Raw genomic sequence first — 14,978 nt, 5'->3', positions numbered from 1 at the left:
ACACTGCTTCTGGAGCGCTGGCTACTCGAGCCGCGCCGATTGGTTCTTGCGCGTCACGCGTGTAGAAGCCGGCCGCAGGCGAGAACTCATCGCAAGCAAGCCCAGCATCATGAGTAGAGCGCTGTCGGGCTCCGGCACGGGGAGCAACGTCACTTCCCCCGGTGTGGGAACCCCGAGCGGCGAGAAGTCGAGGGAATTGTCGTCCTGATCGAGATCGGCGAACAGCCGCGCCAGACTCGAACCCGCCGGCGCATCTGCGGCGGGCGCCCCCTCCCCTGCGAACACGTCTCCCGCCGAAAATACGCCATACCCAAGTGCGTCGATCACAACACCTCCCTCCAGCAAGACGATCGAGTCGGGACCATTTTGAAAGTCGAAGTTCGCGAGTTGATCGGCGTTGATCACCATCGTCACCCCCTCCCCATTCACGTCGGCAACGACAAACACGCCGTCCTGGGGGATGACACCACTGAGGGAAATGATCGGCCCCACCGCACCGTTACTTCCGTTTACACCTTCGAGGCTCAGGCCGTCGAGCACTTCTCCGGGGGCTCCATAGATTTCGACAAACGTATAACCGTTGTCAATGCCGACGGCGTCGTAGAGGACTTCGGAGATGACGGGAGTCGCAGACGCGCCCCCGGCGACAGAAAGGACTAGACCGACGATCCCGTGGAGGATCAGCTGCTGAACCCAACGCGCTGGAAACCTCGAGACTCCGCTCCACCCCGCCCTTTCGTATTTCCCCATCCCTCTGTATCGATTACCGCTTCTATTCCTATTCCTACGCACGTTGTTTCCAATCAGATCGGGGTCGGTGGTCGGGACACGCTGAACTTCAGATTCAGTAAGACACGGATGACTCGAGTTGTTTGCCGAACCAACCTCCCGTCCAGGCGTCGAGCCCGGCGGTCAGTTCTTCGAGACGCAACTCGAGGGTGACGATGAGTTGGGCTGCGGCGTATGGATCGGAGAGATCTTTGGAGTCGTCGGCGGTGTCGGTGCCACTCGAATCGGACTCACCCTCGGATCCTTCACGCAGTGCTGCGAGATCGCCCAGGATCGCCAGCCGTTCGAAGTAGAGTTGATTGATCTCATCGAGCACATCGTCGCGCAACCCGATCACGAGACGCGACTCTCGGGAAAGATCGATCTGGTCGGGTTCGTAGGCGAGATCTCGAAAGTCCCAAGTCATTGTGATCGAAGCGCCGAGATCGAGGCTTCGGTCTTCGTCTTTGTCGCGCAGCAGGTGGTAGTCGCCGGATACGAAGACCTCGTCGTCGTCGGAGCTGCGCCCGGTGTCGAGATCTACTCCCAGGCGCAGCCCGACGGCAGGCAACCACCCCCGCCGCCGAACTCCGCGCCAGGCATCCTTGAAGACCCGGGGCTCGAGACCCTGGTGGCGAAGAGCGATGCGATGGACGGCGACGATGGACGGCGCTCGCGTCGTTCGGGTTCGCGTCGCACGAACCGCGGTGCCGTGAAGCGGCTCGGCATAGAGCAACCCCCCGGCGCTCGCAACATAGAGGCGGCTGCCCAGGACGGCTGCAGCTTGGGCGGACGCGCGCCCCGCCGGCGGCTCGGCCCTTCGCCAGGGACCAGCCAGAGAGTGCGAAAGCAAAATCCCGCGATCAGTCGTCAGCCAATAGCGTCCGCGCCAGTGTCCGAGTCGCGCAATTGAACTACCCGGCGGCAGAACTGGGCGCACGACCTCCCACGCGTGACGCCCCGAGGACACATCGCGGTTGCGAAAAAAGATCGAGTCGGCATAAACGAGTGCAACACCTTCGGCGGGAAGGTCTGCCACGAGATCCACCGGGAGTTCGCCATGGACTCGACCGGGCACAACCACTTCCCGAAGATCAGAAACCGCGACCATAGTAGCGGTCGTAGTACCGCTCTTGGTAGTGCTCTTGGTAGTGCTCTTGGTAGTGCTCTTGGTAGTGCTCTTGGTAGATAGACGGATCCGCCACAGCGCGGGACCCACCACAGTCCACAAGTAGGTCGCATCCTCTTTTTGCTCAACCGCTACAAGAGAGACGGGACCGTTAGGAAAGCCTGCGTTGAGGCGTGTCCACTTCAGGCGCGGCGCTTGTGCCGGGTTGTCGTGGCTCGCTTTCCAAGGGCTCGAAACGAACACACCGTCGTCGGTCGCCAGTGCGACGAAGTCCGGTCCCGTCGCAACCCGATTTACCCGACGCGAACCCTCTCCCCTCCCAGGGCTGAATTCTTGAAGATGATTGACTTTCCCAGCATCAAAGGCTGACGAAGAAAGGGCTGGGAGAACCCAGAACCCTCGAGTCGTGGCGATGTACAACTCGCCACCGGCCCCGAAGCGTAGGTCGCGAACTCCCTTCATCGCGAGTGACCGGGCGCGCAGGTCGCGAAGTGGGCGGCCGACCGAAAGACCAGCTTCGCCCCCGACGGCCAACCAACCTCGGCTCGAATCTGCGGCGACCGCGACGTACCCCGCATCGCCCCGGCCACTGAAGTCGTCACTTCGACGCCAGATGACCCTCGCCTCCGCAGGCTTTCGGGGTTCCATTTGCCCCTGCACGGCCATGCCCAGGTTCCAATCGCCGACCAAGCCAGGCTCTACCAGGGCGCTGACCCGAGATGCGGATACCAGCGAAGCGAACGCCGCAAGCGCGATCGTGCAGATGATTCCGCCTCGCCACCTTGCAGAACTCTGCTCGAGACCTGCCCCGGAAAATGGAATTCTTTCGTAACTCGATTCACACGTATCCACCGCGGTCCGACTCCTCCCCCTCTTCTCAGCGTGCCCAGCGCGGATGCCCTCATCCACGTCGGGTTTCGATCGGGTTTCGATCGGGTTTCAAAAGCAAGAGCCGTGCCCAGTTGCGTATTCTGTGCGCGTCGGTCCATCTACCCGCGCGGCCTACCGATTCCCAGAGCCTCGCAGAACACCGCAGACCCCCGTGAGAATTCATGGCCACCGCGCACGCCAACACACGCACACGAAACTTCCTCAGCTCTTGACTGCAAACCAGACGTCGAGAAAACTCGCCGCAATGTTTCACAACCCAATCCATCTCCTGGGACTGCTCGTGCTGGCCGCAGGGCTCAGCGGTATCGGGTTCTGCAGCCTGGGGTGCGCGAGTCTCGACGCGAAGGATTCGTCCCCACTTCCCGCTACAATGACGGGGCTGCGCGCCGAAATCGATGAACAGCGGGCACTGCTGATGAATCTCGTGAGTGAGACCCATCTGGACACCGAACATCGCGACGACAACGCGGACCGCATGGTCGCAATCGCAAAGCGTCTGACGCAACTAACGACCGCGCTCGTAAAACTCGAACCCAACAGCACCCTCAACAACACCCACAACAACACCCCGAACACTTCACCTTAGTAAAGAGCGAGATCAGGATCAGCCGTGCCCCCCCAGAACGCTGACAAGGCCAGCCCCGACGACACCAACATCGAACCCGTTCGCGTGTTCTCTGGCCGGGTCGCGGCACTGGCCGGTGGCGTCGGCGCGGCGCGAATGTTGCGTGGGCTGGTTCGCGCGACCGACCCCGCGAAACTCACGACGATCGTGAACACTGGAGACGATCGCGAGTTCTATGGCGTGTACGTCGCCCCCGACCTGGACATCGTGACCTACACCCTCGCTGGCGCGGTAGACCCTGGCAAAGGCTTCGGACTCGCCGGGGACACCTTTTCGTTGATGGAAGAACTCGGAACCCTCGGACACGAAACCTGGTTCCGACTCGGAGATCGCGACTTTGCCCATTGCCTGCACCGTACCCTGCGCATGCGCGCGGGCGATGGACTTGCGCAGCTGAGTGAAAGCCTGCGCCGAACCCACGGCCTGAGCTGCAGCATTCTTCCCATGAGCGAAGACCCAGCCCCCACCCTGGTCGAATTGAACGACGGGCGCAGTCTACACTTTGAAGAGTATCTTGTGCGAGAAAAATCTCCCGCGAACGTTCGCGCGGTCCATCTCGACGCGGCGCGCGCCGCCACCCCTGCACCCGGAGTTCTCGCTGCCATCGCGACTGCTGAGATCGTGATCATTTGCCCGAGCAATCCGGTGGTGTCTATCGGACCGATCCTGGCCGTGCCAGGAATCCGCGAAGCCATTGTCAACTCGGGCGCTCCGGTCGTTGCAATCTCACCGATCATCGGCGGCGCTCCGGTAAAGGGGCCAGCGGACCACTTGCTTCGCGCCATCGGCTGCGAGGTCTCTGCATTGGGTGTGGCCGGGCTGTATCGAGACCTCGCACAAGGGTTCGTCTTCGATCGAGTGGATGCGGCCCAACTCGCAGACATAGAAGAACTGGGAATGCGCGCGGTCTCGACACAGACGTTGATGACCGATCTCGACATTTCGACGCAGCTGGCCGCGACTGCTCTCGAACTGGCACTGAGTTTGCGATGAGTCTCGCGATCATTCCGGTCAAACATCTCTCCCTGGGAAAGACGCGGCTTTCGTCGCGACTCGGACGCAGCGATCTCGAGCATCTATGTCTCGCCATGTTGAGGGATATCGTGCAGGCGCTACAGGAAACGCCGTCCGTTGATCGGACCGCGGTCGTGACCCCCGATGAATCGGTTGCGGAATGCGCGCGCGCCGCGGGGGCAATCGTGCTGTTGCGCACGGATCCGGGATTGAACGAGTCGATCGACGCCGCCACCCGCGAGTTCGCCGCAGCTGGAGAAAGTTCGCTGGTGATTCTGGGCGACGTTGCGGGGGCGCTACCCGAAGAACTCGAGCGTCTGTATCAACAGCAGGATCAACAACTGGATCCGCCGGCAACCAGTGGCCAGGTCGTGCTCGCACCATCGCGCGATGGCGGCACGGCAGCGCTTCTGCGCACCCCAGCCGACGTGATCCCCTCTTGCTTTGGTCCGCAGAGCTGTCGAGCCCATCGCGAACAAGCCAAACAACGCGGGATCCCGTACCGCGAACTCTCCCTTCCGTCTCTCTGGATCGATCTGGATCGGCCCGAAGATGTCGACGACTTTATGGCCCAGACCGGGGGTGGCAAACAGACCCGCGACATTTTCAACGCCCTCGGCTGGGGTCGAGGTAGAGCGCAGTGACGTGTGAAATCAGCGACGACGGACTGCGCTTCATTGCACTGCGGGGAATCGGAAAAATTTCGCCCGGCGACGATCTGCCCGGGATCCTGGCCGCTGCCGCCGAACGCTCGGGCGTGGTCTTGAGCCGGGGCATCCTCGTGTTGTGTCAAAAAATCGTATCGAAAGCCGAAGACCGACTGGTCGACCTGAACGACGTGGAGCCGAGCGAACAAGCCAAGACGATTGCAAAAGAAGACGACAAAGACCCGCGTCACGTCGAGGTCGTATTGCGCGAAACAGCCCGCATTGTACGACGCGGTCACGGCATCATGATCAGCGAAACCCACCACGGCTTCGTTTGTGCCAACGCCGGAGTCGACCTCTCGAATTCACTGGGAGACGACATCGCGGTACTGCTGCCCTTGGACAGCGATGCTTCGGCCGCTGCACTGCATCGAGCGCTGGTCGCTCGCGGGAGTGAACAACTCGGAGTCGTTGTGACCGACACCTTCGGCCGACCGTGGCGCGAGGGGTTGGTGGACGTCGCGATCGGAAGCGCCGGCATGGCGCCGATCATCGATCACCGAGGCAGTCTCGACCTCGAGGGCCGCGAGCTTCAGTCGACGACCACTGCGCTGGTCGATCAAATCGCCGCGGGCGCGGGCATCTTGATGGTCAAGGACTCGGGCATCCCCGCCGTGTTCGTCGAGGGCATCATCGTATCGGGGTCGGGCAAGACCCGCGACCTTCTGCGCCTTCCTTCACAAGACCTGTTTCGCTGAAGCGGACTGATGGCGATCAGCGCTGGATCATGTCGTAGATCTGTCGCCATAATATGTCGATGCCGTCGCCGCTGTGCGAAGAAGTCGGCACTACCGCCTGGGTGAAGTCGTGCACTTCCTTTGCGAGTGCGGCGATCCGAGCCCTGCGCTTCATTGGCTTCAGTTTGTCGACCTTGGTCAGTACCATGAGCGAGGGAACATCGCGCTCTGCCAACCATTCCAGCAACAGGGTTTCGTCTTCGGAAATGTCGCGGCGCAAATCCTGAAGCAACATCGCCGCGCGCAACTCCGGGCGTTCTCCGAGATAGCTTTCCACCAACCGCTGCCAACTGTCGCTTTCCTTGCGCGGCACTTTGGCCCATCCGTAGCCGGGCAGATCGACCAGGACCACTTCGGCCTTTCCGTATTGGACATGAAAGAAGTGGATCAAGCGCGTCTTTCCAGGAGTGCTGCTCGTGCGGGCGAGTTTTTTGCGCTGAACCAGGGAGTTGAGGAGGCTCGACTTGCCCACGTTCGAACGCCCCAGAAAAGCCACCTCGGGAAGCCCCGTCGCGGGGAACTGAGACACGTTGGCGCACGAGATGATCAGTTCGGCCCTATGAATCTTCACCCGCAACCCTCCAACTGCGAGCCGATCCGCGACTCCAGGTCGGGGAGCACACTAGCGAGTTGTGCGAGCGCACGATCGATTCCGGTGTTCGAGACCGCGTCAGCGAATCCCGGCATACCCTCTCCAGACGCCCGGGCTTCGAATGCAGCCCCGCCCGAGGAACCCAGGCGAATGCCGCCGCAACATACTGAAATTGAACGGAAAATTTTATTCTCCCCTTTGACACCAGAATACCCCGATGATAGGCTCCACGGCCCCCAACACGCGCCAGGTGGCTCGGCGTCAAGAACCGGATCGCCTTCGTCGGAAGCAGTCGGAGCACAGGAAAACATGTCCAAGGGCGTTCAACTCGCAGTCGGCGCAACGATCATTTTCAGTCTCCTGGGCTGGTACGGGTATTCGAACCTCGAGGGCTCGCCGACTTTCCAGTACTTCCAGACCCTGGATGAGTTTCTCGCCAGCAGTGCGCTTGCCGAGGATTCAGTGGGCAAAGCGCTGCGGGTGCACGGCTATGTGGCCCCGGGCAGCATCGACCGCGACCTCGAGGCCAAGCAGGTGACGTTCGAGGTCCAGAACGACCCACCCCACAAGAGCGGCCCCTCAGTGGCGACCCTCGCTGTGCTGTTTCAGGGGCTCGAGACACCTGATCTTTTTCAGGACGGTGCCGACGTCGTGGTCGAGGGAACCCTCGCGATCAACGGAACCGATCGCGTGTTCATGGCCGACAACGTTCTCGCCAAATGTCCCTCGAAGTTCGAGGCCAACGCGGAAATGCCGCAAAAGGATGCGACGAGCCTCTAGCCTCAGCCATTCGCCTCCTCGATCACCCGCGTCCACGTCCCGCGGTCACACATTGTCTCCGACACGGCGCGGGCGCAGATTGCAAACCAGCCAGCCACACTCGAGTCGCCTCAACGAAGCAGGATCTGGGAGCCCCACATGGCAGACATCGGCCAACAAGCGCTGACCTTCGGCTGGCTCATAGCGATTCTCGGCTGCATCGTCAGTGTGGCCGCCGGTTTGAACAAGCGCGATGAGTGGACCCAGGTAGCCGAGCGATCGCTCTACGTGGTGTTCGGCGCAATCACCGTTGCCATGCTGGCGTTGTTCTACGCCCTGGCGACCAACGATTTCAGCCTCGCCTACGTCGCCCAACACTCCGCCCGGGCGATGTCACTGAATTCTCGTTTGGCGGCGCTCTGGGGTGGGCAAGCCGGATCGCTGCTGCTCTGGGGTTGGATGGTCGCACTCTACGGCGCGGCGGCGGTGTTCTTGAACCGGCACGACAATCGAACCCTGATGCCCTGGGTGGTGATGTGCATCCTGGTCAATCTGATTTTCTTTTTGAGCCTATGCAGCTTCGTCTCCCTGCCCTTTGATCGCGTAGGCCCCCTCGATGTGCGCTCGGACGGCAATGGCCTGAACCCGCTGCTCCAGCATCCGCTGATGTCGATTCACCCGGTGGTCCTCTACGCGGGCTTCACCGGTTTCATCGTCCCCTACGCCTTCGCGTTTGCAAATCTCGTGACCGGGGAACTCGGCACCCAATGGTTTCAGACGACGCGCCGTTGGACCCTGTTCGCCTGGACATGCCTGGGCGGTGGCCTGGTTCTCGGGGGTCGTTGGGCCTACGAGATCCTCGGCTGGGGCGGGTACTGGGGCTGGGATCCGGTCGAGAACGCAGCCTTGATGCCCTGGCTCGCCGGCACCGCCTATCTGCATTCGGTGATGATCCAGGAAAAGCGCGACATGCTGAAGACCTGGAACCTGGTGTTGATCGGAATCACCTACCTGCTTTGCGTGTTCGGCACCTTCCTGACGCGAAGTGGGATCGTGCAGTCGGTTCACGCCTTCACGAACAACGGTCTGTTCACGCCAATCTTCTTCTCCTTCGTCGTGGTCACGGCGACGCTCTATTTCGGCATGCTCTTGTACCGTCTACCCCAACTCAAGAGCCAACACAAACTCGAGTCGATGGTCTCCCGCGAAGCGGGCTTCATGATGAACAATTGGGTGTTCATGGCCATTCTCGTCGTCGTATTCTGGGGCACGCTGCTGCCGGTGATTTCCGAAGCCCTGAGCGGCAACCGGACCACCGTCGGTCCGGCGTTCTTCAATTCTCTCGAAGGCTGGCTCACCCTGTTCCTGCTCTTCCTGACGGGAGTGGGTCCCTTGATTGCCTGGCGACGGGCCACCGTCGCCAGTGTCCGCCGCCAGTTCGTCGGCCCGGCGGTGTTCGGCGTGGTGGTCGGCGTGGTCCTGGCGGCGACGTTCTGGAGCACTGCGACGGTCTGGGCGATCGGTTGTTGGACCCTCTCCGCGTTTGTCATCGCGACAATCACCCAGGAGTACCACCGCGCGATCGGCGCTCGCATGCGAAAGCGGGGAGAGAACCCCGTACGGGCGTTCTTTACCTTGTTGCAGCGAAACCAGCGACGCTACGGCGGCTACATCGTGCATCTGGGCATCGTGTTGATGTTCATTGCGGTCTCGGGCGCGGCGTTCAACCAGGAGCGCCTCGAAAACCTCAAACCCGGGGAGTCGGTCAAACTCGACCAGTTCGAACTTCGCTACCTCACGGCCAACGCCATCCTGGAACAGAACTACGGAGGGGCCACCGCCCGGGTCGCGCTCTATCACCGGGGCAAACCCGTGGCGACGATGCTGCCGGAGAAGCGGCTGTACTGGCTCGAACAGCAGCCCTCCTCGCTTCCCGCCATCTATTCGACCTGGCTCGAAGATCTTTATCTGGTGCTCAACGAAGTCGAACCCGACGGTTCGGCGACCTTCAAGATTCATCGCAACCCACTGGTCAACTGGTTGTGGATCGGGGCCGCGATTGCGATCGCGGGATCGATCGCCATTATGTGGCCCCATCCTGAGATCATCCGTCCGGGGAAACAGCCCTGAGTTTGCGAAACCCAGCCACGGGCAACCGGTCCGTTCGTCACTGCAGAGCCTCGTTGTTGGTGCTGGTGTCGCCGCTGGTGCTGCTCCTTGTTCCGATCATTTGGGTCGGTACCAGTGCGGCCCAGGCTCCGCATGAGTCTCTCGGCAATGCGAGCGGGGTCTCCGACGTCCCGCCCGGAACCGCGGTGATCTACGGCCAGTTGCTGCATCCCGGCGGCAACGAGAAGACCGAGGGTTCTACCATCGTGCTCTACTCCCTCGCCGCAGACGGCAGTCCGGGGATACGCACCACCCTGACGGATCGTTCTGGGACGTTCAGCTTTGCCGATCTATCGAGTGCATCGGGGATCACCTACCTGGTGGGCGCCAACTATGGCGGCATTCCCTACGGCAAGCGGGTCGCGTTCGACCCCGGCCAGAACGAAATTGTCCTGGTGATCGACGTCGACGAACCGAGCGATGATTCCTCGCGAGTCTCCGTCGGAGAATCGTCCCTGCGAGTCGAGTGGATCGGTGCGAGTCTCGGAATCGAAGAAGTTCACCAACTCGAAAATTCTGGCGACGAGGTGATCTTTGTCGCGCCCGAAAACCGCAGCGGCAAGCAACCGCCGTTTCGCGTCACACTTCCGGCGGGCGCGGAACAAATCGACACCAGCCTCAGCGGAGTCGCCGACGGCTACGAGTTGCACGCTGACGAGTTGATCTTCTGGGGCCCGATCTACGCCGACGGACTCGAGCTGCGCTTTCGCTATCTGGTCCCCATCGTGCGAGATGCGGGGGAGGAGATGAAGCTCCGCTGGAAACTCGATTCGGGGAGTCGCCGCGCGAGTATCTTGTACCCGCCCGACGGCCCGACGCTAACGATCCCAGGGGTTGCGACCGGTGCGGATGTAACCCTGGGCGAACGGTCCTTTCACGCGCTCTCCCTCGGACCGGTCTCGGCGGGCAGCAGCTTCGCAGTGGCCGTATCGCTGCCGAACATGTCAAACGACCGAAGCGCGATTTCATTTCCCCGCGCCGACTACTGGTTGGACGCCGACGACACCTTCCTGCAGGTCAATTTCGAACTTCATCTCGAGGTGGCACCCGGCGCTCACCTCACCGGCAGCATAGAAGCTCCGTTGCTCAGCTTTGCGTTGCCCCCCAACGCCGAATTGCGCGGCTACAGCGAAGAAGCGCAAAACCTGGGTTTGCTGCCCATTCCCGGCGGTCTAGGATTGATCGGCCCGTTGTCTCCAGGTGAAGCGCGATTGGGGTTTTCCTACCGTCTGCCGGTCGTCGACGGCAAGCCACGGATCGACATACGTCTGCCGGGCGCCGTCAAAGTATTGAACGTGCTGATCGCGGATACCGGAATCGTCGTCAAGACTGAACGCCTTCATCGACTTCGCCCGTTTCGCCAGGGCACGCGGATCTACTTACACCGGGAAGCGTTCTCGATCGATGAGGGTGAAGTCGTGTCGCTCGACATGGAATTGATCAATCGCGGTTCCGGGGGTCGCAATACCAACCTGTTGGCCACCAGCGCCCTGGCCGCTCTCGGCGTCTGGTTCATCGTGTCGCCCCTGGTCCAGGGTAGACGATCACGTGCCGACCAGTATGAACGAGCGCAGATTCGCACTGAACGCGACCTGATCTACGGAGCGATTCGCGACCTGGAACACGACTTCGAAACCTCGAAGATCGAAGAGGCCTCATACCAGACCATGCGCAGCGAACTGCGCGCGCGCGCGCTCGAGTTGCTGCAACAGGAACGCGACGCGAAGCAATCGGCCCCGGCTGCCGGGACGACGGCTCCCCAATCGAGCAGTACGCGAGATCCGGCCGAACCCGCGCACAGCGAGAGTTGCCAACACTGTGGCAGCACGCTGAACATCGGCTGGAAGTTCTGCCCGAAGTGCGGGGCTTCTCGAGACACCGACGGCGGGGCGGAAGCTGCCGTGAAAGCAAACGGGTGAGCGAAGCGGCGCTACGCGCCCGAGGATTGGTCAAGCGCTTCGGTGCCCTGGCCGCTTTGCGCGGAGTCGATCTCGAAGTGGGTCGCGGAACCATTCACGCCATTCTCGGACCCAATGGCGCGGGCAAGACCACGCTGCTGCGCATACTCGCCGGGCTGTCCCGGCCCAGCGGCGGCGAAGTCAAACTCGTCGAAAGCACGGGGAATGAAGTCGAGCCCCGCAAGGCGCGGTCGGTCATCGGTTATGTCGGGCACGCGACGCTGCTCTATTCGGAATTGAGCGCCCGAGAGAATCTGCTGTTTGCGGCGAAACTCTATGGAGTCACCGGGGCGCGGGAGCGCGCGGATGCCCTGCTCGAAGCCGAGGGGCTCTTCGAAGTGGCCGAGGTTCGGGTCGGAACATTTTCGCGCGGGATGGCGCAGCGACTCGCGATTGCCCGGGCGTGTATTCACGATCCGCAGATCATCCTGCTGGACGAACCCTTCACGGGGCTCGACCGGCGAGCGGCCGATCGCCTGGCGGCTCGACTCGATACCCTGCGCAGTCAGTCCCGGGCACTCGTGCTGATCACCCATGATCTGCGCCGGGCGGCAGAGCTGGCTGACCGGGTCGACACCCTGATTCGCGGCAAAGTCGCCTTCCGGGCCAGCGGCGCGGAGATCACCCCGGAGAATCTCGAAGCCAGTGTGCTCGGTCCAGCACAAGCGGGAGGAATCGGTGCATGAACGTTGCGCTCGCCATCCTCTGGAAGGACCTGCTCACCGAATGGCGTTCTCGCGACCGAGTGATCGCGATGTTGCTCTTCTCCTTGCTCGTGGTCGTGGTCTTTCACTTCGCCCTGCCAAGTGGCACCCGGGCCGGTGTCGAGGAAAACGCGGCCGGGCTCCTGTGGGTGGCCTATGTCTTTGCGGCGAACATCGGACTCAACCGATCCTTTGCCCTCGAGCTGGAAAACGACGCCCTGTCCGGGCTCGCATTGGCTCCAGGCGAGCGAGGCTGGATCTTTGTCGGCAAGGCGCTCGCAAACTTCTGCCTGATCGGAATCGTGCAGATCGCGACGGCCTTTGCATTCGCCCTGGCCTTCGATCTCAACTTGCTCGGAATCGCCCCCGAACTGGCGGGCATTGTCGCCCTGGGGAGCTTTGGAATCTGCACCGCGGGCACGCTGTTTTCCGCGATGAGTGTGCGAACTCGGCTGCGCGAGGTGCTGTTGCCGATCCTGCTACTTCCGGCATTGTTCCCGGTGCTGGCCGGTGTCGTGGCGGGGACCCACTCGCTGATCGTCGAGGGCAACGTTTCATTCGAAGTCGTTCAGCTGCTGCTGGTAATCGACGGTATATATCTGGTCGTCTCGTTTCTGGGTTTCGAATACATCCTCGACGAGTGAAAACCAAAGTTCGTCAACCCGTGCGATCGGCGCATACGAAGCAAGTCAGGAAAAACAGAGGTTGTTCATGAACGATCCGACGAGCCAGGAGCAGTCCACGACGCAGCGGTCCAACCTCGAGCTGGGTGTGGCTCGACTTCGAGGTTGGCTCGGCGGCCCGCTGGCTTTGCTGCTCGCGGTTTACGCATGGACCGTTGTTCAGGCCCCGATCGACAGCGTGCAGGGCATCATCCAAAAGATTCTCTACGTCCACCCCCCCCTGGCCTATGGCGCCTATCTGGGCTTCATCATCACAGCGATCGGTGGGGCGCTCTACCTGTGGACGGATCGAGAAGACTTTGACCGCATGGCGATCGCGGCCACCGAGGTCGGGGTATTTTTTTGCACCCTGATGCTCGTGACCGGACCCATCTGGGCCAAGGGCACGTGGGGTAAATGGTGGTCCTGGGATCCCAGGCTTACCGTAACGCTGCTCCTCTGGTTCATCTATCTGGCCTACATGCTTCTGCGGAGTTTTAGCGGGAGCGGCACCAGAACTGCGCGCTTTGCGGCGGTCTACGGGATCGTGGGAGTCGTGTTGATCCCGCTGAATTACTACATCATTGAAATTTTCGACAACCGCTCCATCCACCCCGAAAACCTCGAGCAAGGGAGTCTCGGCAGTGGCATGGGTCTGCCCTTCCTGATGGGCAACCTCGCGCTGTTCTTCGTCTTTGCTTATCTGGTGTTGCTTCGCTGGGAGGTCGAAAGCCTGCGCACCCGGGCCGCATGGGACAAAGCCGAGGGCCTGGCCGCAGGTGAGGAGGCGTCGTGAACTACCTGATCGCAGCCTATACCGTCACCATTTTGCCGCTCGTTCTCTACGGAATCAGCCTGCTTCGAGAGTGCAACTCCCTGTCTAAGAGTCGAAAATCAAATAGCGGTTGACAGTAGGCAGGGTAGGCAGGTATAAGCTGATAGAGCCAAATTCCGGAAGTCAACCGGAAGGAGACCGGAAGCTCGACTCGTCACTTACAGTGACCCAGATTTCCCCCCAGGCTTTCTCTTTCTCCAAGGAGAGCTGAGTTCCGCGGTTCGAGGCGCTCCCGACAAGAGCACCACGGGCCACACCAACAGCTGCACCACTGTCGTCGACATCAATCCAGCTGATCTGCCGTGCGCAACCATGAACAAGCGGAGCAAGGCAAGAAAGCAAAGCTGAAGTCTCGCAGCTCAGCACGCAGCAAATCGAGACGAACGCCGAAAGGGGCAGCACCGCGATCAGAGCGATCGCGAGGCAGGATTTGGCACTGGTGCCGCGATGGGTCAATCGCGAGGGTGATCAAGGTTGCACAGCAGCCGGGGAGGAAGTGTTTAGGTCGTCAAATGTGCCGAGATGAGGGGTCAAAAGTACTGCCGCAACAGAAATCTCTATGCGCAACTCATTGGCAACTCAACTCCCAACTCGGCACTGGTGCGAAGGGTTCATAGATTCCATTGCCAATTGGCACACAGCTTGCTCTCCATTCCCTCCAACTGCCCGGGAAGGACCATGCAGAGTAGACTGATGCGGCCCCGAGCACAGAGCGGATTTAGCCAACAGAGCGAACAAAGCACCTTGCGCCACCAAAAACCCCAGGGCCAGGAGAGGGCCAACATAGGATGGCAAGCATGAAACGCGGTGTAGGTTATTGCGAGAACACCGATTGCGAAGACTACGCAAAGGGTGTCTTCCTGCTCAATCACGGTGATACGTTTTACTGCCCCCGTTGCCGTCAACTCGGCAAAGTCGAAAAAGAACGCGGCTTCTATACGGGCAACTCCGACATCTTCAAAGAGGTTCGCGTCGAGTACAACTTCGATCCGATCAACGGCGTCTACCGCGAGATCGGGATCGTGCGCGACGAAAGCCTCTGGGGTCGCAACAACGTCTACACCCTGCAGTCTCCCCTGATCAAGACCGAAAAGCGCGCCCTCAAAGTTGCTGAAGCCATCTTGGCCAACCTGAATCGATATCGCGGACTCCTCAACGGCGACGATATTCCACGCACCACCGAAATCATTTTGTCCTTCGACGATTCCTTCGACGAATTTTCACGCAAGCTCGCGCAACTCAGTAAGGAGTGGGAGGCCAGCGGACTGCGAGAGCAGCGGCGCTAGACAGTTGTGGCGGCCAGACAGGAAGGGCCGCTGACATACAAGTAGTACTATCCAGGATCCACCATCATTTTTCCCAAGGAACTGCTGGACCGAGACTGGAATAGAGAAAGCCCTTGTCGGGAACGGCCCCGACGGGGGCTTT

General features: G+C 61.1%; 14 protein-coding genes. 11 read left to right on the top strand and 3 right to left on the bottom strand.

Translation table 11 applies throughout. From position 1 onward, the window contains the following. Window positions 1–21 precede the first annotated feature (21 nt). Window positions 22–750, bottom strand: a complete 729-nt coding sequence (locus IH881_03150) for a hypothetical protein (GenBank protein ID MCH7866667.1) — start codon at window positions 748–750, stop codon at window positions 22–24. A 94-nt stretch (window positions 751–844) separates the two neighbouring features. Then, on the bottom strand, window positions 845–2,749 hold the full coding sequence (locus tag IH881_03145) for a hypothetical protein (GenBank protein ID MCH7866666.1): 1,905 nt from the start codon (window positions 2,747–2,749) through the stop codon (window positions 845–847). 283 nt (window positions 2,750–3,032) lie between these two features. On the opposite strand from IH881_03145, the gene IH881_03140 reads away from it, so the two are divergent. The 4 genes from IH881_03140 to cofE all read left to right on the top strand — a co-directional run bounded on the left by IH881_03140 (window position 3,033) and on the right by cofE (window position 5,832). Then, window positions 3,033–3,374, top strand: coding sequence for a hypothetical protein (locus IH881_03140; GenBank protein MCH7866665.1), 342 nt, complete (start codon window positions 3,033–3,035; stop codon window positions 3,372–3,374). 135 nt (window positions 3,375–3,509) lie between these two features. Beyond that, window positions 3,510–4,406, top strand: a complete 897-nt coding sequence (locus tag IH881_03135) for a 2-phospho-L-lactate transferase (protein MCH7866664.1) — start codon at window positions 3,510–3,512, stop codon at window positions 4,404–4,406. After that, window positions 4,403–5,071 (top strand): 2-phospho-L-lactate guanylyltransferase, encoded by a 669-nt coding sequence (gene cofC / locus IH881_03130; protein MCH7866663.1) that lies wholly within the window; start codon window positions 4,403–4,405, stop codon window positions 5,069–5,071. The genes IH881_03135 and cofC overlap by 4 nt, the downstream gene beginning before the upstream one ends. Beyond that, window positions 5,068–5,832: a coenzyme F420-0:L-glutamate ligase gene (gene cofE / locus IH881_03125; GenBank protein MCH7866662.1), complete on the top strand. Its 765-nt coding sequence runs from the start codon at window positions 5,068–5,070 to the stop codon at window positions 5,830–5,832. The genes cofC and cofE overlap by 4 nt, the downstream gene beginning before the upstream one ends. Before the next feature lie 16 nt (window positions 5,833–5,848). On the opposite strand, the gene IH881_03120 is transcribed toward cofE, so the two are convergent. Then, window positions 5,849–6,442: a YihA family ribosome biogenesis GTP-binding protein gene (locus IH881_03120; GenBank protein MCH7866661.1), complete on the bottom strand. Its 594-nt coding sequence runs from the start codon at window positions 6,440–6,442 to the stop codon at window positions 5,849–5,851. Between the two features lie 330 nt (window positions 6,443–6,772). Here IH881_03120 and IH881_03115 point away from each other — a divergent pair, with 330 nt between their 5' ends. The 7 genes from IH881_03115 (at window position 6,773) to IH881_03085 (ending at window position 14,836) form a co-directional block, all read left to right on the top strand. Further along, window positions 6,773–7,243: a cytochrome c maturation protein CcmE gene (locus tag IH881_03115; GenBank protein MCH7866660.1), complete on the top strand. Its 471-nt coding sequence runs from the start codon at window positions 6,773–6,775 to the stop codon at window positions 7,241–7,243. A gap of 138 nt (window positions 7,244–7,381) precedes the next feature. Further along, window positions 7,382–9,352, top strand: coding sequence for a heme lyase CcmF/NrfE family subunit (locus IH881_03110; GenBank protein MCH7866659.1), 1,971 nt, complete (start codon window positions 7,382–7,384; stop codon window positions 9,350–9,352). 56 nt (window positions 9,353–9,408) lie between these two features. Further along, window positions 9,409–11,310, top strand: a complete 1,902-nt coding sequence (locus IH881_03105) for a zinc ribbon domain-containing protein (protein ID MCH7866658.1) — start codon at window positions 9,409–9,411, stop codon at window positions 11,308–11,310. Beyond that, a complete protein-coding gene (locus IH881_03100) occupies window positions 11,307–12,035 on the top strand; it encodes an ABC transporter ATP-binding protein (protein MCH7866657.1) in 729 nt (242 codons plus the stop codon). Before IH881_03105 ends, IH881_03100 begins: the two co-directional genes overlap by 4 nt. Further along, entirely contained in the window at window positions 12,032–12,697 is a 666-nt protein-coding gene (locus IH881_03095) for a heme exporter protein CcmB (GenBank protein ID MCH7866656.1), read from the top strand. Before IH881_03100 ends, IH881_03095 begins: the two co-directional genes overlap by 4 nt. A 67-nt stretch (window positions 12,698–12,764) precedes the next feature. Then, window positions 12,765–13,511, top strand: coding sequence for a cytochrome c biogenesis protein CcsA (gene ccsA, locus IH881_03090; protein MCH7866655.1), 747 nt, complete (start codon window positions 12,765–12,767; stop codon window positions 13,509–13,511). Between the two features lie 836 nt (window positions 13,512–14,347). Beyond that, on the top strand, window positions 14,348–14,836 hold the full coding sequence (locus IH881_03085) for a hypothetical protein (protein MCH7866654.1): 489 nt from the start codon (window positions 14,348–14,350) through the stop codon (window positions 14,834–14,836). Window positions 14,837–14,978: the final 142 nt, after the last annotated feature.

Source organism: Myxococcales bacterium, from assembly GCA_022563535.1.
Taxonomy (GTDB): Bacteria; Myxococcota_A; UBA9160; order UBA9160; family UBA4427; genus DUBZ01.
The sequence above is the reverse complement of the archived record's forward strand: the minus strand, read 5'-3'. Positions and strand labels throughout refer to the sequence as shown.